24 protein-coding genes are annotated in these 25504 nt (G+C 48.0%); 13 read left to right on the top strand and 11 right to left on the bottom strand.

Annotation, left to right across the window (positions count from 1 at the left end):
• Positions 1-291 precede the first annotated feature (291 nt).
• From ggpS to S7335_RS18655, 3 genes are all read left to right on the top strand, one after another.
• On the top strand, positions 292-1794 hold the full coding sequence (gene ggpS, locus S7335_RS18665) for a glucosylglycerol-phosphate synthase (RefSeq protein ID WP_038016511.1): 1503 nt from the start codon (positions 292-294) through the stop codon (positions 1792-1794).
• Between the two features lie 260 nt (positions 1795-2054).
• The gene (glpD, locus tag S7335_RS18660; RefSeq protein WP_050766014.1) at positions 2055-3791 is read left to right on the top strand and encodes a glycerol-3-phosphate dehydrogenase; all 1737 of its coding nucleotides are present in this window, start codon (positions 2055-2057) and stop codon (positions 3789-3791) included.
• Between the two features lie 87 nt (positions 3792-3878).
• Positions 3879-4805 carry an NAD(P)H-dependent glycerol-3-phosphate dehydrogenase gene (locus tag S7335_RS18655; protein ID WP_006454419.1) on the top strand — a complete coding sequence of 309 codons (927 nt, stop codon included), beginning with the start codon at positions 3879-3881 and terminating at the stop codon, positions 4803-4805.
• A 168-nt stretch (positions 4806-4973) separates the two neighbouring features.
• Here the strand turns inward: S7335_RS18655 and S7335_RS26215 are convergent, their stop codons facing one another.
• Complete coding sequence (locus S7335_RS26215) at positions 4974-6905, bottom strand: hypothetical protein (protein ID WP_157620321.1); 1932 nt, start codon at positions 6903-6905, stop codon at positions 4974-4976.
• 909 nt (positions 6906-7814) lie between these two features.
• Between S7335_RS26215 and psaA the strand changes: the two genes are divergently transcribed.
• From psaA to S7335_RS18635, 3 genes are all read left to right on the top strand, one after another.
• Positions 7815-10088: a photosystem I core protein PsaA gene (gene psaA / locus S7335_RS18645; RefSeq protein WP_006453725.1), complete on the top strand. Its 2274-nt coding sequence runs from the start codon at positions 7815-7817 to the stop codon at positions 10086-10088.
• Positions 10089-10113: 25 nt separating this feature from the next.
• Positions 10114-12342 (top strand): photosystem I core protein PsaB, encoded by a 2229-nt coding sequence (psaB, locus tag S7335_RS18640; RefSeq protein WP_006455359.1) that lies wholly within the window; start codon positions 10114-10116, stop codon positions 12340-12342.
• Between the two features lie 197 nt (positions 12343-12539).
• A complete protein-coding gene (locus S7335_RS18635) occupies positions 12540-13157 on the top strand; it encodes a 1-acyl-sn-glycerol-3-phosphate acyltransferase (RefSeq protein ID WP_038016509.1) in 618 nt (205 codons plus the stop codon).
• Between the two features lie 22 nt (positions 13158-13179).
• On the opposite strand, the gene S7335_RS18630 is transcribed toward S7335_RS18635, so the two are convergent.
• Both S7335_RS18630 and S7335_RS26210 read right to left on the bottom strand, forming a co-directional pair.
• Positions 13180-13671 (bottom strand): hypothetical protein, encoded by a 492-nt coding sequence (locus S7335_RS18630; RefSeq protein ID WP_198011394.1) that lies wholly within the window; start codon positions 13669-13671, stop codon positions 13180-13182.
• Positions 13653-14390 carry a DegT/DnrJ/EryC1/StrS family aminotransferase gene (locus S7335_RS26210; protein ID WP_006454730.1) on the bottom strand — a complete coding sequence of 246 codons (738 nt, stop codon included), beginning with the start codon at positions 14388-14390 and terminating at the stop codon, positions 13653-13655. The genes S7335_RS18630 and S7335_RS26210 overlap by 19 nt, the downstream gene beginning before the upstream one ends.
• Positions 14391-14532: 142 nt before the next feature.
• Between S7335_RS26210 and S7335_RS27950 the strand changes: the two genes are divergently transcribed.
• Positions 14533-14673 (top strand): hypothetical protein, encoded by a 141-nt coding sequence (locus tag S7335_RS27950; protein ID WP_006456609.1) that lies wholly within the window; start codon positions 14533-14535, stop codon positions 14671-14673.
• A 347-nt stretch (positions 14674-15020) separates the two neighbouring features.
• Positions 15021-15305, top strand: a complete 285-nt coding sequence (locus S7335_RS18620) for a Uma2 family endonuclease (protein ID WP_006454155.1) — start codon at positions 15021-15023, stop codon at positions 15303-15305.
• A 19-nt stretch (positions 15306-15324) separates the two neighbouring features.
• Here S7335_RS18620 and S7335_RS18615 read toward each other — a convergent pair whose 3' ends face one another.
• Positions 15325-16107: a GNAT family N-acetyltransferase gene (locus tag S7335_RS18615; RefSeq protein ID WP_006456783.1), complete on the bottom strand. Its 783-nt coding sequence runs from the start codon at positions 16105-16107 to the stop codon at positions 15325-15327.
• A gap of 21 nt (positions 16108-16128) precedes the next feature.
• On the opposite strand from S7335_RS18615, the gene S7335_RS18610 reads away from it, so the two are divergent.
• Entirely contained in the window at positions 16129-16401 is a 273-nt protein-coding gene (locus S7335_RS18610) for a hypothetical protein (RefSeq protein ID WP_006455816.1), read from the top strand.
• Positions 16402-16529: 128 nt separating this feature from the next.
• Here the strand turns inward: S7335_RS18610 and S7335_RS18605 are convergent, their stop codons facing one another.
• From S7335_RS18605 to sir, 6 genes are all read right to left on the bottom strand, one after another.
• Positions 16530-17471 (bottom strand): alpha/beta fold hydrolase, encoded by a 942-nt coding sequence (locus tag S7335_RS18605; RefSeq protein ID WP_227500034.1) that lies wholly within the window; start codon positions 17469-17471, stop codon positions 16530-16532.
• A gap of 69 nt (positions 17472-17540) precedes the next feature.
• Positions 17541-18083 (bottom strand): NUDIX domain-containing protein, encoded by a 543-nt coding sequence (locus S7335_RS18600; RefSeq protein WP_006456735.1) that lies wholly within the window; start codon positions 18081-18083, stop codon positions 17541-17543.
• 105 nt (positions 18084-18188) lie between these two features.
• Entirely contained in the window at positions 18189-19328 is a 1140-nt protein-coding gene (locus tag S7335_RS18595; protein ID WP_038016506.1) for an alkene reductase, read from the bottom strand.
• 182 nt (positions 19329-19510) lie between these two features.
• On the bottom strand, positions 19511-20143 hold the full coding sequence (locus S7335_RS18590) for a glutathione S-transferase family protein (RefSeq protein ID WP_006455221.1): 633 nt from the start codon (positions 20141-20143) through the stop codon (positions 19511-19513).
• Positions 20144-20276: 133 nt separating this feature from the next.
• Positions 20277-20873 (bottom strand): TetR/AcrR family transcriptional regulator, encoded by a 597-nt coding sequence (locus tag S7335_RS18585; RefSeq protein WP_006454543.1) that lies wholly within the window; start codon positions 20871-20873, stop codon positions 20277-20279.
• Between the two features lie 230 nt (positions 20874-21103).
• Positions 21104-23008, bottom strand: coding sequence for a sulfite reductase, ferredoxin dependent (gene sir, locus S7335_RS18580; protein ID WP_006457382.1), 1905 nt, complete (start codon positions 23006-23008; stop codon positions 21104-21106).
• 305 nt (positions 23009-23313) lie between these two features.
• Here sir and S7335_RS18575 point away from each other — a divergent pair, with 305 nt between their 5' ends.
• The gene (locus S7335_RS18575; protein WP_006455271.1) at positions 23314-23571 is read left to right on the top strand and encodes a chlororespiratory reduction protein 7; all 258 of its coding nucleotides are present in this window, start codon (positions 23314-23316) and stop codon (positions 23569-23571) included.
• A 148-nt stretch (positions 23572-23719) separates the two neighbouring features.
• Here the strand turns inward: S7335_RS18575 and S7335_RS18570 are convergent, their stop codons facing one another.
• Positions 23720-24265, bottom strand: a complete 546-nt coding sequence (locus S7335_RS18570; protein ID WP_006456461.1) for a DUF2854 domain-containing protein — start codon at positions 24263-24265, stop codon at positions 23720-23722.
• Positions 24266-24490: 225 nt separating this feature from the next.
• On the opposite strand from S7335_RS18570, the gene S7335_RS18565 reads away from it, so the two are divergent.
• From S7335_RS18565 to S7335_RS18555, 3 genes are all read left to right on the top strand, one after another.
• Positions 24491-24670: a hypothetical protein gene (locus S7335_RS18565; RefSeq protein ID WP_006453954.1), complete on the top strand. Its 180-nt coding sequence runs from the start codon at positions 24491-24493 to the stop codon at positions 24668-24670.
• A gap of 207 nt (positions 24671-24877) precedes the next feature.
• Positions 24878-25198, top strand: a complete 321-nt coding sequence (locus tag S7335_RS18560) for a 2Fe-2S iron-sulfur cluster-binding protein (RefSeq protein ID WP_038016504.1) — start codon at positions 24878-24880, stop codon at positions 25196-25198.
• Positions 25199-25284: 86 nt separating this feature from the next.
• Positions 25285-25503: a hypothetical protein gene (locus tag S7335_RS18555; protein WP_006457276.1), complete on the top strand. Its 219-nt coding sequence runs from the start codon at positions 25285-25287 to the stop codon at positions 25501-25503.
• The last annotated feature ends 1 nt before the right edge of the window (position 25504 follow it).

Raw genomic sequence — 25504 nt, 5'->3', positions numbered from 1 at the left:
ACTTTTATCTGCTAGCACCCCTAGCATTAGGCAACTTAACTAGCAAGCTGGCCAATGTATCAAGCAGCTTGCTACATATCGCTCTCACCACTTAGCTCTTCACATTTTCTAGGGCTGAAACCCTTGATGCATGGAAGCGCTAAGTAGTCAGCAGCGACCGTAGGCTTTGCCTTCTCGCAGAGTATGCATCCGGCCATTGCTATAACTAACTTTAGTAAGCGGCAGATTATTCCCTATACTTGCTACTAGCCAGAAAGGGCTAACTCAAGGGTTAGGAAAAGGGAAATGTCAATGAAGTCTTCGCTAGTGATTTTGTACCACCGTGAACCCTACGACGAAGTAGAAGAGAACGGCAAGATTTACTATCGTGAGAAGAAGAGTCCTAACGGTATTGTCCCAACGCTCAAGAGCTTCTTTTCTAACGCGGATCAAAGCACCTGGGTCGCATGGAAGCAGATCAAGCCCGAGCAGTCTGAAGGGTTTGAAGAGCGGGTGACGATGGAGGGCGGTAGTGATAGCTGCGTGGTTCGGCGAATTCCGCTCAATGCTGAGCAAGTCAGAAATTTTTACTACATCACTTCAAAAGAAGCCTTTTGGCCGATTCTACATTCTTTCCCAGAGCATTTTACCTACGACAGCTCTGACTGGGAGAATTTTCAAAACATCAACCGCTTATTCGCTGAAGCGGCTTGTGAAGACGCCGCAGACGATGCGCTAATTTGGATCCATGACTACAACCTATGGCTAGCGCCGCTCTACATTCGTGAAAAAATGCCGAATGTAAAAATTGCTTTCTTTCACCACACGCCTTTTCCCGCTGCTGACGTTTTCAACATCTTGCACTGGCGTAATGCAATTATTGATAGCTTGCTATGTTGCGATCTGTGCGGATTCCATATTCCGCGCTACGTACAAAATTTCGTCAGTGCTGCCCGCAGCTGCCGTGAGGTAGAAATATTAGAAACGATGCCCGTTCCTAAAGCTTTCACTAGAGTGGGTACAGCGTTAGCAGAACCGGAAATGACGACTAAGCTTCGCTACAACGGTAGAGTTGTTAATATTGATGCCTTTCCAGTTGGTACAAATCCCAAGAACATCCGTAAGACAGTGCTCACTCAAGAAATTACTAATCGAGTCAAAGAAATCCGCGAGCAAATTGGCGATAACAAGCTGATTGTGTCGGCGGGCCGGGTGGACTATGTGAAAGGTGCAAAGGAGATGCTGCAGTGTTTTGAGCGATTGCTAGAGCGTCAGCCCATCATGGTTGGCAAGGTGAATCTAGTGATGACGGCGGTGAAGGCGGCTGCTGGAATGCGAGTGTATCAAGAAGCGCAGCAAACAATTGAGCAGCTAGTTGGTCAGATTAACGGGCGTTTTTCTAGTTTGGGATGGACGCCGATTGTTCTATTCACTGAGCCTTTGCCGCAAGAGGATCTAATGGCACTCTACAAAACGGCTGATATTTGCTGGATTTGTCCTTTGCGAGATGGGTTGAATCTAGTTGCCAAAGAGTACGTTGCTGCCCACGGGGGTGAAGATGGCGTATTAATTCTCTCTGAATTTACTGGCTCTGCCGTAGAGCTTCCGGAGGCGTTGCTGACCAATCCGTATTCTTCCACTCGAATGGACGAGTGTATTGATGCGGCGTTGGTGATGTCACCTGAAGAGCAAAAGCAGCGAATGGCAAAACTGTACAAAGCGATTTGCCGTTATGACGTACAGCAATGGGCAAATCACTTGTTTAGAGAGGCCAAAGCAACTTCGGTGCAGACTAGTGCATCGCTGCTGTCTTGAGTAAGGACCAGTGATTAATAAAGTTCCTAGAGAAATCGAGTAGCGTTGGTGGTTTCTCTTTCAGGCGCTCGAACTTATTAGACACACTTTTTTGCGACTATCTTGCGACTATGGTATGGACATAGGCCTTTAGAACGAGTTTTTTCTAGAACGGGTCTTTTCTAAAGAATGTACTTTGTACACAGGCAATTTTAAGATGCGTCCGATAGGATAACTTCGTAGCTTTCTCCTTGCTAATGCCTTCACAGACATTTTCTAAAATTCGCGACTTTTCTGCCATTGAATCTACTGCTTTCGATGTCATTGTGATTGGCGGGGGAATCAATGGAGCCGCGACAGCTAGGGATGCCGCTCTGCGGGGATTGAAGACAATCCTGATTGAGAAAGGTGATTTTGCGAGTGGGACGACTAGCTGGTCTTCGCGCTTGGTGCATGGGGGACTGCGCTATTTAGAGTATTTTGAGTTTAATTTGGTTCGTGAATCACTCGCTGAGCGTGAGATTTTACTGAAGTCCGCACCTCACCTGGTGCATCCTTTGCAGCTGACTATTCCGATTTACGCTCAAGGATCTCGCAGCTATTGGGAAATTTGGGCGGGGATGATTCTGTATGACCTCTTGAGCTTTGATAAAAGCTTGCTGAATCATCGGATGCTGCCTAAGGCGAAGCTGAAGCAGCTGTTTCGCGAGGTCAATCCAGACGGTGTACAGGGCGCTGGGCAGTATTATGACGCGCAAGTAGAGTATGCGGAGCGACTGTGCTTGGAAAATATATTGAGTGCCCAGCAAGCTGGCGCAACGGCTTTCAACTATGTAAAGGTGATTCAACTGAAGCGGACAGGTGATCGCATCACTGAGCTGATTTGCAAAGACGAATTCTCTGATTCAACCTTCACTATCCAGACACATGATCAAAGCGTCATCGTTAATACGTCTGGCCCTTGGGTAGATGAGGTGTGTAATAAAGGAACGAAGAACGAAGCGCCTGCACCTATTGGCAAGACACGAAAAATTGGCGGTACGAAGGGCAGTCATATCGTCGTTGATAATTTCCCAGGTGCTCCGGGTGCGGCTTTCTATGTAGAAGCGTTGACTGATAATAGACCGTTCTTCATTCTGCCATTCTTAGGACAATATTTGATTGGGACAACCGATTTGCGATTTAGTGGCGATCTCGATCGAGTGAAGGCCGACGATGACGAGATCGACTATTTGATTGCAGAAACGAATAAGGTGTTTCCCTCGGCGCGGCTGAGCCGGGAGTCTGTGAAGTTTACTTATTCTGGTGTTCGTCCACTGCCCTACACAGAAAGCAAGAAGCCAGGGGCGGTTTCTCGCAATCATTTGCTCTATGACCATGCCAAAGACGGGGTGGTAAATATGGTTTCCTTGATCGGTGGTAAGCTGACGACTCATCGGCGCGTCGGTGAGGAAATGGTGACGTGGATCTACCAGCGGCGTCAGCAAAGCGCACCACCGTGCAAAACTAGGACAGATCGGCTGCCGGGGGCGATTTTGCCGACGGATGAGCGAATTGTAGAGGCGATCGCGAACTATGCGCCGCTCTTGGCGACTACTGCAATCGATCACCTTTTCCATCGTTATGGCGCACGGGCGGTGGATCTACTGACTTTAGTGGATGAATCACCCGAGCTGGCACAGCCGATTGTGCCGGGATTGCCTGATATTAAAGCGCAGGTTGTCTATGCCGTTCGCACTGAAATGGCGCTGACATTTGGCGATATCTGCCGTCGCCGCACGATGCTGTCTTTGCAGGCAAACTACGGTATGGATGCGTTGGATACGATTGCTCAAACCCTACAGACCTATTGTGGCTGGAGCGAACAAGATTGCATGCAGGCGATCGCCAACTACAAAACGCTGATGGCTGAGAACTGCATCCCTGATTATGACCTTGAGAAAGTTCTAGGTTCTCAGCAAAAAATAAACTCAACTCGCCCTGCAAGTGAAGTTGTTTCGCAGGTTGCGGTAGGCTAAAGGGCGATTGTGATATTCCTATTAGAGCTGGTAGGGCTAAGGGAATCTTGCAATTGCTATTCAGCTATTCAATCAAGGGGTAGAAGTGTGCTCAAGCTAGCGGTTTTGGGACGAGGAGCATGGGGAAGCGCCCTTGCCCGCCTGGCAGAAAGTAATCACCACCAGGTCAAACTATGGTCGAGACGAGGAGAACTTAGTCTAGAAGAAGCGATTGCTGATGCGGACGTGATTCTATCTGCTATCTCGATGAAGGGAGTGACTTCTCTAGCTCAGCAGCTACGTCAGCTATCGATTCCACCTGCTGCTATCTTAGTGACTGCGACAAAAGGTCTAGACCCAGAAACTACGCTGACGCCTTCGCAGATCTTTCAATCCGCTTTTCCTGACCACCCCGTCGCTGTTTTATCTGGTCCGAACCTTTCTAAGGAGATATCGGGTGGGCTTCCCGCCGCGACTGTTTTAGCTAGCAAAGATCTGACGGCTGCTACTACTGTTCAGCAGCTTTTCTCCTCAGACAGCTTCAGGGTCTATACCAGTGGTGACCCATTAGGCGCAGAACTCGGCGGCACGCTTAAAAATGTAATGGCGATCGCTGTAGGTGTTTGCGACGGCCTTAACTTAGGCACTAATGCTAAATCTGCCTTGATTACTCGGGCGCTGCCAGAGGTGATCCGGGTTGGCTTGCATCTAGGTGCGACCGAAGTTGAGACTTTCTATGGTCTGAGTGGTCTAGGCGATATGCTTGCTACTTGTAGCAGCAGTCTTAGTCGAAACTACCGGGTTGGCTATGGGCTAGCGCAGGGCAAATCACTAGAACAGATACTAGAAGAGCTAGGAGGAACGGCTGAAGGGGTGAATACAGCTCATGTTTTGATTGCGATCGCCAACCGTGAAGGGATTCCTGTTCCGATTTCAAGACAGGTGTATCGACTGCTCTTAGGTCGTATCACTCCCAAAGAAGCTGTAGAAGCTTTGATGGAACGTGAGCTAAAGCCAGAATCCTGCGTTCTATAGCTTTAGTCACAGCTTTGGTCACTTAGCGCTATACATTTCCATTAGGTGAAACCGTTGATATCTATAGAGCTAGATGGCCAGCTAGCGTCCGTAGGCCTAGCCTCTTTGAGCATCATCTGACGTCAGCTATACAGAGTCTTGGACTTTTAGAGGACACTAATCTTTTGGCTATTCACCAATCGTGACTTCGTCGTCGGCCTTTAGCTTGCTATTGATATTCTCTTCTAGTGTCTTAGATTCTAAATCTACAGGATTTATGATATCGAACTTGTCAATGCCAGGTACGTCAATGACTGGCTCCGCTGATTTAGGTACTAGCAGGTTATCAGTAGGCGTAGAAGGTGCTGAAAGTTCTGTGGGAAGCTCAACGGTATCGGTTATTTCTTCGGAGACAGCATCATCTTCAATAGGCTCTTGAGTCGCTTCAGCAGATCTTAAGACAGCACTGTCGTTTGTTTTCGATGATGTGTCTAGCTTTAAAGGTGCCTGCTGTGAAGGTACTTGCTCTATGGCGGTTGAGTCTAAGGTTGTTGAGTCTAAGGCGGAATCTTCTGAAGGTGATACTTCTTGAGAAGACGTTGTCTGCTCCTCTTTGCCGGACTGTTTGGTGATAGATTCAGTAATTGGAGGACTCTGTTTTCGACCAAAGAATCTCTCAAACAGAGATTTTCGCTTCGGTGTACCTTCTGTAGGTAGTGGGACTGCTGTCTCTTGGCTTGGCTGTTCTATGTTGGTCTGATCGGAGGTGGTTTGGTCAAGGGTAGGCTCTGTAGACTGAGGTTGCTCAGCTTGAGCCTCGGACTCGAGGTTTTCAACCCTGGCGTCTAGGGGACTGGTTTCTTCAATTCTAGTCTCTTCTATAGTCTCATCTAATCTCGACTGTTCAGAGTTTATGATCGCTGGCACTGTTGCCTTCTCTGCTTCTTCGTCGGTAAAGGTTTCTAGTCCTGTTTCTTCGGTGTCTTCTTTTTCACGCGGTAAGTTTTCTGCTTCTAATTCTTCAGCTTCTTCTGGCTCTTGGAATTCAACTTCGCTAGTGTCTAGGTTAGTGTCTGGCTCTTCAAAATATTCAGCTTCAAGTTCTTCGTTTTCAGTCTCTATTTGATCAGCTTCGAGCTGATCAAGCTCATTTTCTTCAGACTGTCCGGGATCAGATTGTTCGGGCGTAACTACCTCTACCGACGGCTGATAGTCTAGATCGACAATCTGACCCACTTCTTGCAGGGGTAACTCTCCTCTAATTAACTTAGCTAGTGCATCTCGCTGAGTCGAGTCGTAATCGATTACTCTGATCGTACTGTTAAACTCGTTTTCGATTAGCCGCCCTTGCTCATCTATTAGCGTTAGCTGTATCCAGTTTTTGCCCGGTTCAAATCCCTTGAGGTAGATAGGTTGCCATTGATCGATAACAAAGTCCTTCCCATTAACTATTCCACGGATCTTCCAGTCGAGCAGTTCATCCTCTGCGTCCTCCTGCGCTAGAAAGTGCAAAGGTGCATTGGTTAGATAGAAATCGAGCAGCAGCGGTTCGGCACCAAAAGTACCTTGCGGTTCAATATAGGTGAGAAGAGGAAGTTCTGGATCGGGCGTGTTTTCGTTAGTTTTACCAAAAAGATGAAAAGTGGTTTGGGCGTAGGCAGCTTCATTCTTGAAGCTTTCTCCCCAGGGCTGGACTGCGATCGCACGTAACGTGTGGCTGCCCGGTGCTAGTCCCTCTAGAGTGAGGGTGTCTTCTAGGCTGTAAACCAATTGAGCAGGCTGGTTATCAAGTATCAGCTGGATATGAGGACCTAATCCTACCTTTTCATCTTTATATATAGAGAAATTTTGGACGTCGAGCCGGACTTCTAACTGCGTATCTTCGATTACCTGGTCAGGTTTGGGATAGGCGATCGCAACTCGTGGCTGTTGGTTGGGCAGCAGCCCGGCAAGATCTGACAAAATAGCGGGCGGTGCGACTTCACGAATAGGTCCACTCAATCGGCGCACTTCACCACCGCTGGGAATATCTGGCGGTTCTGCTAGACGGATTTGGCGAGATTGACTAGCGCAACTCAATAGTGATGAGCTGAGGAATAGGCAGATTAGTAACCGAAGCACATTCTGATATAAACCTCTGTGATAGAAGTGTCTAAAGGCTTCTCGCCTCCGGCCAAAGTTTTTGTGAAAAGACTTTTGAAGGCAAGCCACTAACTCTAATGCTTTTTTCGCTGACCTTTCTATCATCAACTTCAATCCACTCACTGCTCAGCCCACTTACTGCTCGGATACTATTGTTTAGATACTGTTTGGAGTATCTTCAACGATTCGTTCTCAATTGATATTCTCTTCTGCTCAACTATTTTTTCATGCCATGACTGCCCTCCATCGCGCCCCCTGCTAAAAGTCTCATTGTTATGATCCGATCATATGGGACGAGCGCCTTTCTTTGGATCTCTTTGAACAGAGCTGAGGTTGCCAAGCGCTATCTTCATAGAGATAACGCACGCTTAGGGAATGCATAAGAGCTGCAAATGAAATCTTTATTCTCTAATTCTGGCAACAAAAATTATTAAAACGGCAAGAATCTTTTCCATTCCTAGACTATGGTCTATGGATAACACCAAAAAACGCTTGTTGATTCAACGGAAGTAGCTGAAGGCTCATCAATAACGCTAAATGCTATGGAGTGTTGCCTTTTGTTAAAAGGAGAGGCGCTTTTGTCTTGCTTGTGTGAATTTCCTTGGCTTGGAATCCTTTTGGTATCAGGATCTTCGGTGGTTGAACTATTGTTAACTCTTCGTCATACACCGTCAAACCCGTGACTATAATACGTGAGAACATTCACCCTTCTATGCCTGGGTAAAGAAGTGCTTTAGAGAGTGCTTTGCCGATTGCCTAGCTTGGTTAGCGAGTCAGTCTAGTGGCTTGTTTGGGCGGAAACTTAAACAGGTTTTCGGCTAGAGCTGGTTTTCGGCTAGGGCTATAGAGGGTAAGCCGTTCTTTCTCTGTCTAGAGAGGAGAGTCTCCATGACAACTACCCCGCGCGAGCGGGAGGCCACCAAAGCCAAGGTTGTGGTTGATAAAAACCCCACCCCCACTTCTTTTGAGAGGTGGGCCAAGCCAGGTCATTTTGATCGGACTTTGGCTAGGGGACCCAAAACTACCACTTGGATTTGGAACCTTCACGCTGACGCTCACGACTTCGACAGTCACACCAGTGACCTAGAAGATATATCTCGCAAAATCTTTAGCGCTCACTTCGGCCATCTGGCTGTCGTGTTCATCTGGCTGAGTGGCATGTACTTCCATGGCGCTCGCTTTTCCAACTTCGAAGCCTGGATGTCTAATCCAGTTGGCATCAAGCCTAGTGCTCAGGTCGTTTGGCCTGTGTTTGGGCAAGAAATTCTCAACGCCGACGTTGGCGGTGGCTTCCACGGTATTCAAATCACCTCTGGCTTGTTCCAGATGTGGCGTGCTTCCGGTATCACGAACTCATACCAGCTGTATTGCACAGCGATTGGTGGATTGGTGATGGCTGGCTTGATGCTGTTTGCTGGCTGGTTCCACTATCACAAGGCTGCTCCTAAGCTGGAGTGGTTCCAAAACGTGGAGTCGATGCTGAATCACCACCTAGCTGGTTTGTTCGGGCTTGGCTCTTTAGGTTGGGCTGGTCACCAAATCCACGTATCTTTGCCGATTAACAAGCTATTGGATGCTGGCGTTGCACCTCAGGATATTCCGCTACCTCATGAGTTCATCCTTGACAAGGCACTCATGACTGAGCTCTATCCTAGCTTCGCTCAAGGTTTGAAGCCTTTCTTTACCCTCAATTGGGCAGCTTACTCAGACTTCCTTACCTTCAAAGGTGGACTGAACCCGGTAACGGGCGGACTATGGCTATCTGATACCGCTCACCATCACTTGGCAATTGCTGTGATGTTCCTAGTGGCTGGTCATATGTACCGTACTAACTGGGGCATTGGTCATAGCATCAAGCAGATTTTGGATGGTCATAAGGGCGATCCGCTTCTTTTTGGTGGCGAAGGTCATGTGGGAATGTATGAGTTTCTAACTCAGTCCTGGCATGCTCAGCTAGCGATTAACTTGGCCCTAGGTGGCTCGGTCACTATTATTGTGGCCCAGCATATGTATGCGATGCCTCCTTACCCTTACCTTGCAACCGATTACGGTACGCAGCTTTCGCTGTTTACTCACCACATGTGGATTGGTGGCTTTTTGGTGGTAGGTGCAGGTGCGCACGGTGCGATCGCACTCATTCGTGATTATGATCCGGCCAAGCATGTCAACAACGTGCTTGATCGCGTTCTGCGCGTTCGTGATGCCATTATCTCCCATCTCAACTGGGTCTGTATTTTCCTTGGCTTCCACAGCTTTGGTCTATACATTCATAACGACACCATGCAAGCTTTGGGTCGCCCGCAGGACATGTTCTCGGATACGGCGATTCAACTACAGCCCGTCTTTGCTCAGTGGATTCAGAGCCTGCACACTGCAGCGCCCTCTATCTCTGGTACGGCACCTAATGCGCTAGCGCCTGTGAGCTATGCATTCGGCGGCGACGTTGTAGCGGTTGGCGGTAAAGTTGCGATGATGCCAATTACGCTTGGCACCGCAGACTTCATGGTTCACCATATCCATGCATTCACAATCCACGTGACTGTGCTCATCCTGCTTAAGGGTGTGCTGTACGCTCGCAACTCGCGTCTTATCCCTGATAAGAGTGAGCTAGGCTTCCGCTTCCCTTGCGACGGTCCTGGTCGTGGTGGCACTTGCCAAGTCTCTGCTTGGGACCATGTGTTCCTAGGCTTGTTCTGGATGTATAACTCGATCTCGATTGTGATTTTCCACTTTAGTTGGAAGATGCAATCCGATGTTTGGGGCACTGTGTCTGATAACGGCACTGTCTCTCACATTACTGGCGGCAACTTTGCTGCAAGTGCAACCACCATTAACGGTTGGCTGCGCGACTTCCTGTGGGCGCAAGCGTCTCAGGTCATCAACACCTACGGTTCGGCGCTGTCGGCTTATGGTTTGATGTTCTTGGGTGCCCACTTCGTTTGGGCATTCAGCCTAATGTTCTTGTTCAGCGGTCGCGGCTACTGGCAGGAGCTGATTGAGTCTATTGTTTGGGCTCATAACAAGCTGAAAGTAGCTCCGGCTATTCAGCCTCGCGCACTAAGCATTACTCAAGGCCGAGCAGTGGGCGTTGCTCACTATCTCCTAGGAGGGATCGCCACGACGTGGGCGTTCTTCTTGGCTCGAATGTTATCGGTAGGTTAAGGAGCGCGGAGGAAACATAAAACATATGGCAACTAAATTTCCAAAATTTAGCCAAGCTCTCGCACAAGATCCGACTACTCGTCGGATCTGGTACGGAATTGCCACAGCCCATGACTTTGAAACCCATGACGGGATGACAGAGGAGAATCTTTACCAAAAGATCTTCGCTTCTCACTTCGGTCACCTGGCGATCATTTTCCTCTGGACTTCTGGCAACCTGTTCCATGTCGCTTGGCAAGGCAACTTCCCACAGTGGACTCAAGATCCACTAAATGTAAAACCAATCGCGCATGCGATTTGGGATCCTCACTTTGGTCAACCTGCGGTTGATGCGTTCTCTCAGGCTGGTTCTACTAGCCCGGTGAATATTGCTTACTCAGGTGTGTATCACTGGTGGTACACCATTGGTATGCGCACGAATGGCGATCTTTATGCTGGCGCAGTCGGTTTGTTGATCTTCGCAGCAGTGATGCTGTTTGCAGGTTGGCTACACCTTCAGCCTAAGTTCCGTCCTAGCCTTTCTTGGTTCAAGAATGCTGAGTCTCGCCTCAACCACCACTTGGCTGGTTTGTTCGGTGTCAGCTCCTTGGCTTGGACTGGTCACTTGGTTCACGTAGCGATTCCTGAGTCCCGTGGTGTGCACGTTGGTTGGGATAACTTCCTGACCATGAAGCCTCACCCCGCTGGCTTGCAACCATTTTTTACTGGCAATTGGGGCGCTTACGCTCAAAATCCTGATACGGCCGAACATGTGTTTGGTACTTCTCAGGGTGCGGGCGATGCGATCTTGACTTTCTTGGGTGGTTTCCATCCTCAGACACAGTCTCTGTGGCTGACGGATATGGCGCATCACCACCTAGCGATCGCAGTCCTCTTTATCGTGGCTGGCCACATGTACCGGACGAACTTCGGTATTGGTCACAGCATCAGAGAGATCTTGAATACGCACCGTCCTCCAGAGGGCACGCCGCTAGGTGGCGCTTTAGGTGCGGGTCATAAGGGTCTTTACGACACGCTAAACAACTCGCTGCACTTCCAGCTTGCTTTGGCGCTAGCTTCCTTGGGCGTAATCACGTCTCTAGTTGCTCAGCACATGTATGCACTGCCGCCCTACGCGTTCATAGCGCAGGACTTCACCACTCAAGCAGCGCTATATACCCATCACCAGTACATCGCTGGCTTCATCATGATGGGAGCGTTTGCTCACGGTGCGATTTTCTTGATTAGAGACTACGATCCTGCAGCGAACGAAAATAACGTGCTAGCGCGGGTTCTAGATCACAAAGAAGCCATCATCTCTCACCTGAGCTGGGTTTCTCTCTTCCTGGGTTTCCATACGCTTGGTCTCTATGTCCATAACGACGTAGTGGTTGCGTTTGGTACACCTGAGAAGCAAATCCTAGTTGAGCCTGTGTTTGCACAATGGGTGCAGGCTGCTTCTGGTAAAGCGCTCTATGGCTTTGATACGCTGCTTTCTAACCCTGATAGCATTGCGACTACGGCTTGGCCCAATGGCGGTAACGTCTGGTTGCCTGGCTGGTTGGATGCGATTAACAGCGGTAGTAACTCTTTGTTCTTGGCAATTGGGCCTGGTGACTTCTTGGTTCACCATGCGATCGCGCTCGGTCTTCATACCACTACTTTGATCTTGGTCAAAGGTGCGTTAGATGGCCGTGGCTCAAAGCTGATGCCCGACAAGAAAGACTTCGGCTATAGCTTCCCTTGTGATGGTCCTGGTCGTGGTGGTACTTGCGATATCTCTGGTTGGGATTCGTTCTACCTAGCGATGTTCTGGATGCTCAATACCATTGGTTGGGTAACCTTCTACTGGCACTGGAAGCATTTGGCTATCTGGAGCGGGAACGTCGCTCAGTTTAATGAGAGTTCGAACTATCTCATGGGCTGGCTACGTGACTATCTCTGGCTAAACTCTTCTCAGCTGATCAACGGTTACAACCCCTATGGGATGAACAACTTGGCGGTTTGGGCTTGGATGTTCCTATTCGGACACCTGGTCTGGGCGACTGGATTCATGTTCCTCATCTCCTGGCGTGGTTATTGGCAAGAGCTGATCGAGACCATTGTTTGGGCTCATGAGCGCACGCCATTGGCTAACCTGGTTCGCTGGAAGGACAAGCCGGTTGCAATGTCAATTGTTCAAGGACGTTTGATTGGCCTAGCTCACTTTACGGTGGGGTATGTGCTGACCTATGCAGCCTTCCTGATTGCGTCAACGTCTAGTCGATTCGGCTAGCGGTGTAAATTGCAACTCTAGGTAAATAGAAGGAAGCCTCTCAGCAATGCTGGGAGGCTTTGTTTTTTACTGTTTTTTTCCTGAATGTATGATTGGGCCTTGATTTGTTTTTCTGTTTTCAACTTTGTACGAAGCGGTTAAACGACTTTGGAGAGAAGCCGCATGATATCTTGAGTTGGTTAGTCCTGATTTTTTGAATGACGCGCACTTTTCTATACTGTTTGCTCAAGTGGTCTGTAGTCAGTCCGGTGCTATATACCTATCTGCGTGGGCGTGTATATGGGGCTGAGCGGGTACCAATGCAGGGTCCATTGATTGTTGTTGCTAATCATGCAAGCCATTTTGATTCTCCTGTCTTGGCTTGTTGCCTACGGAGACCGGTATCGTTTATGGCTGATAGTTCGTTATTTCAGGTGCCAATTTTGGGCTTGGCGATTCGAGCCTATGGTGCATATTCAGTGAAACGAGGGACGGCCGATCGTAGTGCGATTCGCTCGGCAGTGAGACAGTTACAAGAGGACTGGGCGATCGGAATCTATTTGCAAGGAGGCCGATCACACGATGCTCGGATAGTCTCGCCTAAGCTGGGGGCGGCGCTGATCGCGGCGAAGGCACAGGTGCCTTTGCTGCCTGTGAGTTTGTGGGGAACTGATAAGGTTTTGCCGAAGGGCTGCTGGCTGCCAAGATCATATCCGGTGACGGTGCGGATTGGTAAGATAGTCCCACCGCCTGTAGGTACTAGCAAAGTTGAGTTGAAGACGGTTACTCAGCGCTGTATGAATGATATTCACGCATTGTACGATCTAAGACGTTAAGATAGCGGAGAAGCCGTTTTTGTTAGGCATCTATGTATTCGTCTAGTGTGATCGCCAACTGTTCAACTTCTGATAGAGTCAGTCCAACATAGAAGGGAAGGTAGAGAAGTTGTTGAAACATTTGTTTGGCTTGGGTGGGAACGGTCTCGGGTCGGTTCTTTGGAGCCTCTACAACGTATAGACTAGAACCGCCCTTGGTGGCATCAAAGCCACGATGCCACAAATGGTGCATTAGTTTTCCTGGATGTTCGCACAGAATTGGAAATACCCAGTAGGTATGCTTAACAGCTAGGCTTCCGGGTATCTTTAGTCTTGGTGTGAGTGACAAAATTACTTCTGCTAGTTTGATCCGCTGGGTAATTCTTTTGGAATCAAACTGTTTGAGTCGGCGCTCTAGAACGGCAGTTAGGGCAGTAGACGGTTGCTGTCGAATCCGATTAAAAAAGTTATCGTCTAAGAAACTGCGAACGCTGCTGCTGATGATTTTGTCGTGGTTCATTTTTGGAGAGAACACAGTCCTACGAAAAGAGTGTAGGCAGCTTGGTAAGATAACGCTTTTAGCAATGTATACTTACCAATTCGTTTGCAGAACTGCCATTGACTTTGCCTTGGCCATTGTTCTTGATGCAAGCGTACAGCGCGCCAAAGTGAACGCTCCCGGAAATGCAGAACTCCAGCTGCTAGGGCTGTGTTTGTTTTGATGGGGCCAAAGCTAAACAGACTGACATCGCTTTGTGGATGACCGCAGTATTCGTTGCCAGTGTAGGCTTGGGCGCAGTCTTCTATGACAAAAAGATTGTGGTTTTTGGCAAATTGTAGGATTGGCTCCATGGGCATGCGGCTACCAAATAGATGAGCGATGACGATGGCTTTGGTGCGATCGCTCACAGCAACAGCCATGGAATCAGGACATACGGCGAGCCGCGTAGGATCTATATCGATGGGAACCGGAACCAGGTTATGCGCTTCAATGATGCGAATCACCCCGTGAATGGTGATTGCTGATACGAGGATTTCATCGCCCGGTTGGAAGTTCAGTGTTGTCAAAAGTGCGTCAAAGCCGCTGCGTACTGATAAGCAGATAAGAGATTCTTTCTGATTGGAAGTCTTGCTACTAGTCCAAATTTCTCCAAATTTCTCCTCAATGTTTTTATTAGGGAAAGGCCATACGCACTGTTTCAGGCCGAACAGTATGTCTGTCCACCTAATGTCGAGTTGCTTTCGGGGAATCACAGGTTTGATAGTTGTTTAGTGGTGTGGAAGTGGGAGTGGATTGATCAGTTCTTCGATTTTATAGGTTTACGAGTGTTGAGCTTGGCAGTGTGATCGCGTTTTGTATGAGAAGTTAGGATAGGCCTTGTAGTTAATTCTTGCTATGCCTCAGCCACCTATATTTAGTCCCGAAGCGATCAACGAGCAGATTGTAGATATGGTGCTCCAAAGTAATTATGCTCGGAGGCTTCCGGGTTTGGTTGATTTGAAGGCAGGTATGGGCTTGTCAGGGAGTGTGCTCTAAAGGAATGCGCAATCACTTTATAATCAGAGCAAGTTGACTAAATTTGCTTGGGAATATGCCAAATTGTACTCCCGTTGTGCTGAAAAAGGTTACGTTTAGCTTACCGTTTGGGATTGGTGGCGTGGAGATAGAGCCAGCCTCGACTGAAACGAGACTGGAGGGGTGCAGACCTGATTGAATGGGTAAAGGCTCGTTATTCTGAAGACGAGGGCTATTAAATCGAAATTAACCGTGCTTGACGCGAGTACATTTCTCAGCAAATAGCATAGGCGGAGTGGTTGATGATAGTGCATAAACTTGACGTTCACCGCAGAACGATTCACCTATAAGTACAGAAACTATGTGGTTTGCCAAACCTAGTCGTCGAGGTAGGTGCGAGTTCTCTCGAAGATGACTTGGGGCGTAAGCGGCTGATGTATGAACAGATAGGGATAGAAGAATACTGGGTTGTAGATGTCGATGCTAAGGAGCTGATTGCTTTCGCTATAGATGGCGATGGTAGAAGCGGTCGGATTTGGCAATCTGTTGTTTTGCCGGGATTGAAGACGAGTTTGGTGGATGAGGCCTTGAGGCGATCGCAGACCGAAAACGACGGAGCGATCGCCTGGTGGCTGATGAAAGTATTCTCTTAAAATGCCTTAGACTTCCTAGCTAGTGGATAGCTTCTCGAATACTCCGTGCGAATTCCTCTTCTAGCACGTTAAGTTTGTTCTGCAGCTGTTTCTGTTCTTGTTTTATTTCTTCTATTTCATCAAGCATTCCCAGACTTTCTCTCCTATGGATTTTGTTTCTGAGGTAGGCGGTGTAGATGGTTAGATAGTAGCGATCAAACACATCCTGGAATCCAAGCTTGTGATAAAACTGGCGACTGTGATGGTTGCAGATATGGTATCGGGTAGTGAGCCGTGAGTAGCTTTGCTGACAAAGAGCACGAACGCTGTAATTTATGAGATCAGTCCCGATTCCCTGTCTTTGATGAGGAGGGCACACGTAAAGGAGTTCCAAACAAGCACTTTGTTGCTTCTCTGTGATTAGAGAGAGTGCAAGAACTTGTTGGGTGTCAGGGTGTAGTGCAATCGCACTAGCAGAAAGCGGCTTTCCTCTTTTGCCTTCAAAGTACAGAGAAATGTCGCGATGGGCTTCTTCAAAGATACTGTCGATCGGCCAGCCGCAAAATTCGACAGAGTTAATGAATGATGCGATATAGCCGTCTATTATCTGCTGAGTATAGTTTGGAGTTGGCGTGATGAACGTAAGTCCTGTATGGCTGGTGTCTTTTGATGTAGAGACTGATTCAAAATCTAAACGAGTCTCGACGCCCATCATGCGAGGAGTAAGCCGCGCATAGCCATCCCAGTACTCCGTCTTCCATCCGAGGAGAGGTTCAATCGTTACGAAATCGTCATAAGACATTAGGATTTTGGGATAATCCATAGAATTATAGAGAATAGTGCAATGTCTACCCCAAGGCCAGAGGATGTGTCTGAAGCGGTTGTAACCCCTGGCGTAGCCGCTTCAGAGACCTCTCGCGATACAGACGCTTTGGCTCCTGATGATACCAATGCAGTTGATGGGACAAGTACAGACGCCCAGACAACTGAAGCATCAGCAAAACTGAATCGAGATGCTAGTTCTGCGCAAAGTGTTGTTAGAAAGGTTAGGGAAGATTCAACAATTTCACTTTCTACAGATCTTAGTAAGAAGCTATCCGAAAACTTGAATAGCTAGGTAATATCTAGTTTCACCCCCCTAGTTTGTTCTGGTAGGACATTTTGTTCTGGTAGGACATATAGTGCGACTATAGCTGCCCCGGTTGACCCGGAGGCGATCACGTTTACTATGCTCGACGCTGACGATTAGTTGACTGGCTCTTCATGTGTTAATGCTTTTAGGCAAGTTTGAATCATGCCGATAGTGACGGCGGGTAGCTCTAGTTGTGGGGTTAACCCAGTGGATTCAATGACTTCGAATAGCTTGATAGCTGTGGGGTTTTTCTGGGCAAGTTTGCGGCCAAGCTCTGGGCCGGTAAAGGAGGCGGTTTCGCCCCATAGTAGGGCGGTTGGAGTTGTAAGCTGAGCGATGTAGTCGGCTAGATCAAAGCACAAGTCACCTCGGACGAAGGAAAGGGCTGTGTATTCCGCCTTGGGCTGCTTAGCAGATTGTAGATAGGCTTCGACGATGTCGTCTGAAATGCGCTTTGGATCAGCGAACTGTCGGTTTTCTAGAAAGCTGCGGATGCCGAAGGGGGTAGCGATCGCACCCGAGTACAAAAGCTTGTCGAGCACATGGGTGCTGATGATTTGTGCGAACGGACTACGGGTGTAGTCATTACCGAAGTCGGAGAGTCCGGCGGGCGTCATCAAGATAAGAGATTTGAAAAGATCGGGTTGGGCGATCGCTATTCTGATCACAAAGGCCGCCGTTAGGGCTGAGGCAACCACCGTAACCGGTTCATCGCAGGTCGCTTTGACAAAGTCGCTGAGACTGTTGAGATAGTCTTCAATAGTATAGTTGCGCTCTAGATGCGCGGAGGCTCCCCAGCCGATTAGATCGGGGGCGATTACGCGGTAGTCACTAGCGAAGGCCGGAAATACCTTTGACCACTCATAAGCAGAAGAACCCCCACCAAAACCATGCAGGAAGAGCAGGGTTTCCCTCTCGCTAAGGGAACGGTTAGAGGGATAGTCAGGTAGTGCAGGCATGTAGTAGATCATCTGCCCTAGCCTGGTCATTGCGCTCTTTTTATCAATATAGGGAATGTCGAGCATCGGTAGACTACCAATCGTGACTGCTATCAAGGTATTTCCCTAAATCGTATTAAAAAGGTAGTCTGACTGACTGTAGCTAAAGAGATAACTTTAGGAACGTCAGTACTTTCGCATATCGATTGCATAGTAGCGATTTAAACACTCTTCCATGACCTCGTGGTGATTGAAGGCTAGCGGCATCTTTAGCGCTGCTTTCAGCTCAAACCAACGGGCTTCTACTACTTCGCCTTGGGATACTTGAGGTGCTAGCCTTGGCAATTCGGCCTCATCTACATAGAACATAATTGGATATTTTAGAGTAACGTTCTGTCGACGCAATGGCGTACTGTACACCTCGTAAGGGTGGGTAAGATCTCCTTCAAAGCGAAAGTCCTCTAGCAGCTGCGGAATATCTAAGCCGAGTTCTTCCCACACTTCTCGGTATACAGCTTGCGTCGCCGTTTCGTCGTAGTCTAGATAGCCACCAGGTAGCCCCCACTGACCTACCCCATCTGGTAAATCTTCCCCTCGCTTACCTAACGGAACATATCGAATGCCTTTGCTAACGAAGAACAGAACAGGCAACACGGTGACGCTACGGCTAATCCAGATCTCTTCACCTTCATGGTGAATGCAGCGGTTGGGCGTACTTTTAAACTTCACAGATTTCTTATATAAAAACGATATAGAGTACCTAAAAGACGCCATTAAAGAACGCCCTCTAGGTACTCTATAGTAATCTGCCAGAGTAATCTGCCTGTGCTGAAGTTATGCTGAAGCGGTAGCTGCAGTCTTAGCAGCTTCAGAGTCTGTGTAGGTAGGATAATCTGTGTAGCCTTTAGGGCCAGGGCTATACCAGGTTTCCATAGGGGCGTCTGGGTTTAGCTCTTGGTTGTTTGCAAAGCGAGAGACTAGGTCGGGCGTGCTGATGTATGGACGACCAAAGGCAATTAGGTCGGCATCTCCAGATGCGATTGCCTGCTCTGCCTGTTCTCGGTCGTACCCGCAGTTGCCAATGATTGTGTTATCGAAGACTTCTCTGAACTCAGCGAGTGTCATGGGTTCACCTAGTTCATGAAAGCCAAACGCTAGCCCATCCATGATGTGTAGATACGCTAATCCGTATGAATTTAGCTGCTGGGCGACATAGAGATAGGTCTCCTTATAATCTGGCGAACCCATATCGTTGAAAGAGCCGTTGGGCGAAAGTCTGACCCCGATGCGATTGGCAGGCCATACAGTTATGACCGCTTCGACAATCTCCCTGAGAAATCGATACCGATTTTCTAGGCTGCCGCCGTATCTATCTGTGCGTTTGTTGGTCTTAGACTGCAAAAATTCAGCAATTAAGTAGCCATTGGCAGCATGAACCTCCACGCCATCAAAGCCCGCTTTTTTTGCATTTTCGGCGGCCTTACGATAGTCTTCGACTACGCCAGGAATCTCTTCTGTTTCTAAGGCTCTAGGCACTTCGTAAGGCTGCTTGCCTGTCGGCGTATGAGATTCAGACCCTTCTATTCTAAGAGCGGACGGAGCAACGGGGAGCTGGTTATTTTCTTGAAAGCTGCTGTGAGAGGCTCTACCAGTGTGCCATAGCTGTAAAAAGAATGGGGTTCCTTTGGCCCGGACAGCTTCAGTTACTTGCTGCCAGCCTTCTACTTGAGCTTCGTTGTAGATGCCAGGCGCATGGACCCAGCCATTGCCCTGTTTAGAGGGTGCAGTACCTTCAGAGATGATCAGGCCAGCGTTAGATCTTTGGGAATAGTATTCGGCCATCAGCGCGTTAGGAATTCTCTCTTCTCCAGCGCGACCCCGAGTCATTGGTGGCATAACCACACGATTTTTGAGAGAAAGATCTCCCATTTGATAGGAACTAAGAAGATTGGGAGAATTGGTTGAAGAAGTCATAAGAAAGCGTGTAGATGAACGGGGCTTATAGTGCTCTTTGTTGTCGGATCTGTCTGATGATCTCAGATAAAAAACAAGTCTATGATGTCTTGGAAATGTGAAAGGAGAATTAGACAGTGATTAAAATCAGCGAGTTTTCTTTGATGCTGATTTTAGCTATGGGCTCTCGCCATTCGTTGATTCTAGCCGCAGATTTCTTGGACAAGGTCAAGCGATCGCACCGCTTCCCACCAGTCTTTTAGCTTTGGTGTGTTTGTCATAATCTGGTCGAATTGTGGCGTTTTGGAAACGTAGAAGAAGATTGGAATTAGATAGAAGTCAGCGATAGTCAACTCGCTACTCAAAAGGCATGGATCGCCAGTAACCAGGGTTTCAATTGCCTCTAGGGCCGTTTTCGAAGGAGCGATCGCGCCTTCAACCGCTGCTTGATCTATCTCTTTTCCTTGGCTTGGCTTGACCAAATTCTCAATAGTTAATACGCTCACAGCTGGCGCGTACAGATAGTTGTTGATGATGCTGATAATCTGATACATGCGCGATTGCAACCACAAGTCATCCGGTGCAAACTTTCCCTGGGCAAACTTCTCATTTACAAAGTAAGTAATCGCGTTGGCTTCGTAGAGCGTTTCTCCTTCGATCTCAAGTGTGGGAATTTTGCCAAAAGGATGTTTCTTCAGATAGCTATCTGTCAGATTGTCACCATTGAAGATACCAACATCCTTGATATCGTAATCGACCTCTGCTGCTGATAGCACCAGTTGAGCTGTACGTACGTAGGTGCTGATAGGCGTCCCGTAGAGTGTGATGTTCGTCATAGAAAAAGTTTTTAGTTTTTGTACTCGCTTTTTTTGTCTACCACACTAATACGTCTACCACATTAGTAATAAATTAATAGTAGACCGGTCGTCTACATAAACACATCCTATGGAATTTGGCTCCATCAAAATTCTAACTAGCGGTAGATTTACCTAGAATATGATGGAATAGTGTTTCTACAAATATCTGCATCGGTGCTGTTGATTGAGCTACCTTTGATCTTAAGATGGCTCCTTGCCACCCAGCTAGGATGACCTGAGCTAACTTGGTAGGATTAATATCAGTAGAAATCTCTCCTGCATTTTGGCCTGCTTCTAGACATTGGGCAATCTGCGCTTCCCACTCTGAAAAAATTTGGTCGAGGCGATCGCGAAACACGTTGCTTTGAGCTGCTAGCTCCTGTGCCAAGTTGCCAATCAGACAACCGTTTACGCATTTGCAAGCCTCCATCTCTGCTTGCCCTGCCGCAAAGTAGCTGTTTAGACGCTGAAGCGGAGAGAGTTGGTGATTGTTGACGGTTTTCTGTAGCTTCAATTGGTATTCAGCAGCAAAGTCTTCGATAATGGCAAGGCCAAACTCTTCTTTATTCTTAAAATAGTAATAGAAGGAACCTTTGGGAACGTCTGCTGTCGTCAGAATGCTACTGAGCCCTGCCGCATTAAATCCTTGGCGGACGATGATTTCGCGGCCAGCTTGGATGAGTTCATTTCGCTTAGTCGTTTGTTTCATCCAACGGACAAATTTTATCTTTGCTTTGGTCTGTTTATTTTGTTCTACTTCAAATATTCAATCTTCAATTTTTTAGTCTTCAGTTATCGTCTTCAGTTATTCAGTTCGATAGCTGCCTTTTGATAGAGATAAAAGACAGCTATTCTTACTTTCCTTGAACTTCTATTGGATGGACCTATCTCGAACTTCTGTTGTATCGCTTGAACAGATCTTCTGCTGGAGACATCAGCCTAATCCAACCTATCTCCAATCGCTGCTTCTAGCACGTCTGCCATACTCGTTCCATTCGCCTTTGCCTTTGCCTTTAGCTTGGCAAATAGTTCGTCAGAGACGCCTACTCGGTTGCGGCGACGTCCAGAGCCGACTGCCTTAATCGGTTCGTAGGTTTCAGCAAAGGTGCGAAGGGCTTCAAAGGTGTAGCGATCACAAAAATCACCAAAGCTCTCACCTTCATTCCTGTTTTGCTTGAAGCAGGCGAACAAAGGTTCTAGCTCTTTTTCTAGGTTGGCTTCATGCATTCTGTCCATATAAGGACGAGCTAGCCGAGTCTGATTAGGACTTCCTCCTAGCCATAGCTGGTAGCTGTTTGGCGCTTGACCGACGAAACCAAGCTCTGCCATGTATGGACGTGCGCATCCATTCGGACAGCCGGTCATTCGAGTCACAAATGTCTCGTTCTTAAGTCCTACTTTATTTAGCAGTTTGCGAATACGACCTAGCATGCTAGGCATAATTCTTTCAGATTCAGTCACCGCTAGGCCACAGGTTGGCAACGCTGGACAAGCCATTCCATAGCGCTCTAGCGAGTCCACTTTGCTATGAACGGTGATACCGTTCTTGTCTAGAATCGCTTGAATCGCCACCTTATCTTCTGGGTTAACATCACAGAAAACGACGTTTTGGCTAGGGGTGACTCTCATTGAAAGGTTGAATTTCTCAACAATTTCTCTAAGCGCTAGCTTGTTGCGTAGTTTGCCTTGGTTATGAACACGTCCGTTGCGAACATGTACACCGACAAATAGCTTGCCATCCCCCTGCTCGTGCCAGCCTAGATAGTCTTCGTACTTCCATTCAGGTAATGAACGAAAGCCATCAATCTTCTTACCGAATCTCTTTTCGACTTCTTGAATAAATTTAGGTAGGCCCCATCTGTGGATCAAATACTTCATCCGAGATACGCGGCGGTTGTAGCGCTCACCGTAGTCTCTTTGGGTAAAGACAATTGCCTTGACTAGATCATACACATCATCTTTGTCTACATAGCCAATATGATCGCCTGTGCGCGCAAAGGTTTCTTCCTTGTTGTGAGTGCGACCCATGCCGCCACCGGCTATCACGTTGAAGCCTTCTAGCTCCCCGTTACTATCAGTGATGACCACAAGCGTAACGTCTTGGGTATAGGCGTCAACAGAGTTATCTCCGGGAACTGTCACTGCGCACTTGAATTTACGCGGCATGTACTGCACACCGTAGATAGGCTCAACTGGATGAGGCGAGCCTTCTACCTGTCCAGTCTCGCTCAGCCTAGCGGCGACAACTTCGGGATCTTCCTCAGTAGTCACTGCTTTTTCACCATCTAGCCAGATCTCGTAATAGGCAGGCGTTTGGGGAGTGAGCAAGTCGGCAATATTGGTCGCGTACTTGCGGGCAAGGATATACTCGGGCTTATTTTTGTAGGGAGCAGGTGGAGCCATGACATTGCGGCTAAGATCGCCGCAAGCGCCTAGTGTAGAGCCCATACTGCGAATGATATCGGCAAGTGTCGCTTTGAGATTTTTCTTCAGGATGCCGTGAAGTTGAAAGGCTTGCCGGGTGGTAGCGCGTAAGGTGTGGTTACCGTATTTGTCAGAGATATCGTCGAGTGTGAGGTATAGCTCGGGGGGAATGTAGCCGCCAGGGTTGCGAAGGCGAAGCATCATGGAATAGGGCTTTTCCTCGCCACGTACAACTTCGTCGCGATTGTACTGCTGGTAAGAGCCATGAAACTTTAGGATTTGGATGCCAGCTTCGGTAAAGTGGGTAGTGTCTTCTTTCAGCTCGGTCGCCACGGGTTCCCGCAGAAACTGGCTGCGCTCTTTAATGCCTTCGAGCTTAGAAACTTTTTTCTCGGCGGGTTTAGTGGGCGTGTAGACCATGGGTGATTTGGAGGAGGTGATTGAAGCAGGTCGTTTTACAGATGATCTGATTAGCCACAGATGGCCACAGATGACTTCACCGTGTGGATAACTGCGATAACTTCATTGTGAACGAAACTGTAGGGAATGAAATTATCGCAGTATTCTGGTCAAATTAATCATCGGTAATCCGGGCGGGATTGCGGTGTATTGATCAAAATTTTAACACCGAGATTCTCCCTAGCAGTTCATTGCTCAAGAAATCGATATCATTTTGGATCTAGACTTATAGCAGTTCTGCACCTAGCTTTCGAGGGACACAGATTATGGCAGATGCGCTGCTATACAGCGAGGAGATGTTTGTTTTCCTCACACCTGATGCAACTGAAACGTTCTTAACGCCTGCTGAACTGTTAGCAAAGCTTAAGGAAGTCTTAGCGACTTACGAAGGTGAATTGCCCCGTGAACTCACGAAAATAGCCTCTATCGAAGCGCAGGCAAAGTATTTGATAGAGACTCATTGCGAGTTTGAGACCGCACCAGGTGAGTCGGTGCAGTGGTACGTGGTAAGACTAGAAAAATAACTACTCTACGAGAAGGTTAATACGAGAAGGTTGATATCTATACCTTCTACTCAGTTGACTGAAGTTCTACTCAGTTGACTGAAGTTAGCTGATGGGGCAATGACACGAGCAAGACATCTACACAACTGAGTTTTTGTGGCCCGTTTACTTAGGCGACGACTGCTTTCATCGCTAAGGCTACCTTTTCTTTCTGCTGCTGAGTGATCTCTGCTGTGATTCCAGGACCAAAGAAGTTTTCAATTTTTGGCTGCTTTTCCTGCCATTTTTCGATGGAAACGAAAGGGGAGTCAAATTCTAAAACCAATGTGTATGCACCCTCTCTTTGCTCTTCATGTAGTCCTGATAGCACAGGGCGCTGCGTGTCGTTAGGGCTAAGTCCTAATCGCTCTAGCGTTTCGTCTAGGTGAGCTTCTTGTCCATAACGGTAGCGAGTGACGTCCTTGCGGACTTGATTTTGGGTCTGGGTAGCCTGTTCATTACGCAAAGCAATAACCGCTTCGCTAGTAGGCTGAGTATAGGGTACGGGCTCTAGTTCAGCGGCACGAAGCGCTAGGCCCCCTAGCAAGATAGGAACGCCATAGAAGAATCCAACAAGATTAAGGGTGGCATTTTCTTGAGCGTAGGCGACAAAGCCGACGAGAGTGAGGACTGCGCCAACGACTAGGAGAACAGTGCCGAGAGGAATCTTGCGCATGAGGTTTGTTTAAACAGGGGTTCTAGATTAGTTTGGTGGTTCAAGCTGGGAGGATGGATTTTGGCACCGACGCGCTCAACCTGAAAGGGTTTTACTGCCTAAGAGGGTTTTGCTACCTGAAAGGGTTCTACCGATAGTGCAGGTGCGTTTGCGCCCAAATTTGCTTATCCTGTTAGGTGATTATCTCATAAAGAAATGTAACTTAAGCTGGAGAATCACTCGGATATGGAATTTTCTGCTCTTCAAACCCGGATTGAACTGATTCGGACTAAACGTCAGTCGTTACTAAAGTTGTTAGAGCAGCCTGGGATTGGTACTCTGCGTATTGATGTCAATCAAGCTCTAGAAGAAATCGACGATCTGCTAGAGGAGTTTGACCGGGCTTTTCCAGCTCAAGCCACATAGCTCAACATAGCTCAATAGCGCTACCTATTTAGCGTTACTTAGCTATCCAACCGTTCGGTTATGCTTAGCCCAGTTGTTCTTGTGGGGGCATCTATTGAGAGAGGTGCTTCCGTTTTGTTGATATCAATAGAGTAAGTCCAGCGTAAGTCTATAGACTCGTAGGTATATAGACTTAATAGATGTCTAATTTATATTCGATTTACAACAATGGGAAATACGTTTACAGCTGAGGTATTGCATCGGGGAACGACTCATACGGTTGAAGTTCCGAGTGACAAGCCGCTTTTGGATACGCTTCAAGCAGCGGGTTTGGATTTGCCTTTTTCCTGTAGCGCGGGGGTATGCACGACCTGCGCGGCACTGGTGACCGAGGGCACGGTGAATCAGGAAGATGGGATGGGTGTGAGCCCAGAGCTTCAGGCGGATGGATATGCGTTACTGTGCGTGGCTCTTCCAACGTCGGATTTGAAACTGGAAACGGAGAAGGAAGACGAGGTTTATGCAAGGCAGTTTGGACAGCAAGGATAATTTCGATTCCGCTGGGCCTTTAATTTGTTCAATCACTGGTTTGGCTCTGCTCAGCTACTGGACGAAACGGAAGGAGTAGGTCGGGTTTGAAAACAAAGTTGATTTGCTTGACAGTTGATTTGCAAGTATCGGCAGATGAGTTGCGCAAAGGGCGACTGGGTTCGGATCTGATGCGATCTGATGCTTTGCGATCGCATGTCGAAACTCAGCTCGCTGCCCATGGTGATCCGTTACGCTGGGCGATTACTGCTGTTGACTCCGCTGGCTGCACTGCTCAAGTAGAAGCTGTGGTAACGACGCTTTGAC

This window comes from Synechococcus sp. PCC 7335, from assembly GCF_000155595.1.
Lineage (GTDB): Bacteria > Cyanobacteriota > Cyanobacteriia > Phormidesmidales > Phormidesmidaceae > Phormidesmis.
The sequence above is the reverse complement of the archived record's forward strand: the minus strand, read 5'-3'. Positions and strand labels throughout refer to the sequence as shown.

Excerpts from the sequence above, each read along its gene's own strand:
- ggpS (WP_038016511.1), top strand. The coding sequence starts at position 292 with ATGAAGTCTTCGCTAGTGATTTTGTACCACCGTGAACCCTACGACGAA.
- psaA (WP_006453725.1), top strand. The coding sequence starts at position 7,815 with ATGACAACTACCCCGCGCGAGCGGGAGGCCACCAAAGCCAAGGTTGTG.
- psaB (WP_006455359.1), top strand. The coding sequence starts at position 10,114 with ATGGCAACTAAATTTCCAAAATTTAGCCAAGCTCTCGCACAAGATCCG.
- S7335_RS18635 (WP_038016509.1), top strand. The coding sequence starts at position 12,540 with ATGACGCGCACTTTTCTATACTGTTTGCTCAAGTGGTCTGTAGTCAGT.
- S7335_RS27950 (WP_006456609.1), top strand. The coding sequence starts at position 14,533 with ATGCCTCAGCCACCTATATTTAGTCCCGAAGCGATCAACGAGCAGATT.
- S7335_RS18615 (WP_006456783.1), bottom strand. The coding sequence starts at position 16,107 with ATGGATTATCCCAAAATCCTAATGTCTTATGACGATTTCGTAACGATT.
- S7335_RS18610 (WP_006455816.1), top strand. The coding sequence starts at position 16,129 with ATGTCTACCCCAAGGCCAGAGGATGTGTCTGAAGCGGTTGTAACCCCT.
- S7335_RS18595 (WP_038016506.1), bottom strand. The coding sequence starts at position 19,328 with ATGACTTCTTCAACCAATTCTCCCAATCTTCTTAGTTCCTATCAAATG.
- S7335_RS18590 (WP_006455221.1), bottom strand. The coding sequence starts at position 20,143 with ATGACGAACATCACACTCTACGGGACGCCTATCAGCACCTACGTACGT.
- S7335_RS18585 (WP_006454543.1), bottom strand. The coding sequence starts at position 20,873 with ATGAAACAAACGACTAAGCGAAATGAACTCATCCAAGCTGGCCGCGAA.
- sir (WP_006457382.1), bottom strand. The coding sequence starts at position 23,008 with ATGGTCTACACGCCCACTAAACCCGCCGAGAAAAAAGTTTCTAAGCTC.
- S7335_RS18575 (WP_006455271.1), top strand. The coding sequence starts at position 23,314 with ATGGCAGATGCGCTGCTATACAGCGAGGAGATGTTTGTTTTCCTCACA.
- S7335_RS18570 (WP_006456461.1), bottom strand. The coding sequence starts at position 24,265 with ATGCGCAAGATTCCTCTCGGCACTGTTCTCCTAGTCGTTGGCGCAGTC.
- S7335_RS18565 (WP_006453954.1), top strand. The coding sequence starts at position 24,491 with ATGGAATTTTCTGCTCTTCAAACCCGGATTGAACTGATTCGGACTAAA.
- S7335_RS18560 (WP_038016504.1), top strand. The coding sequence starts at position 24,878 with ATGGGAAATACGTTTACAGCTGAGGTATTGCATCGGGGAACGACTCAT.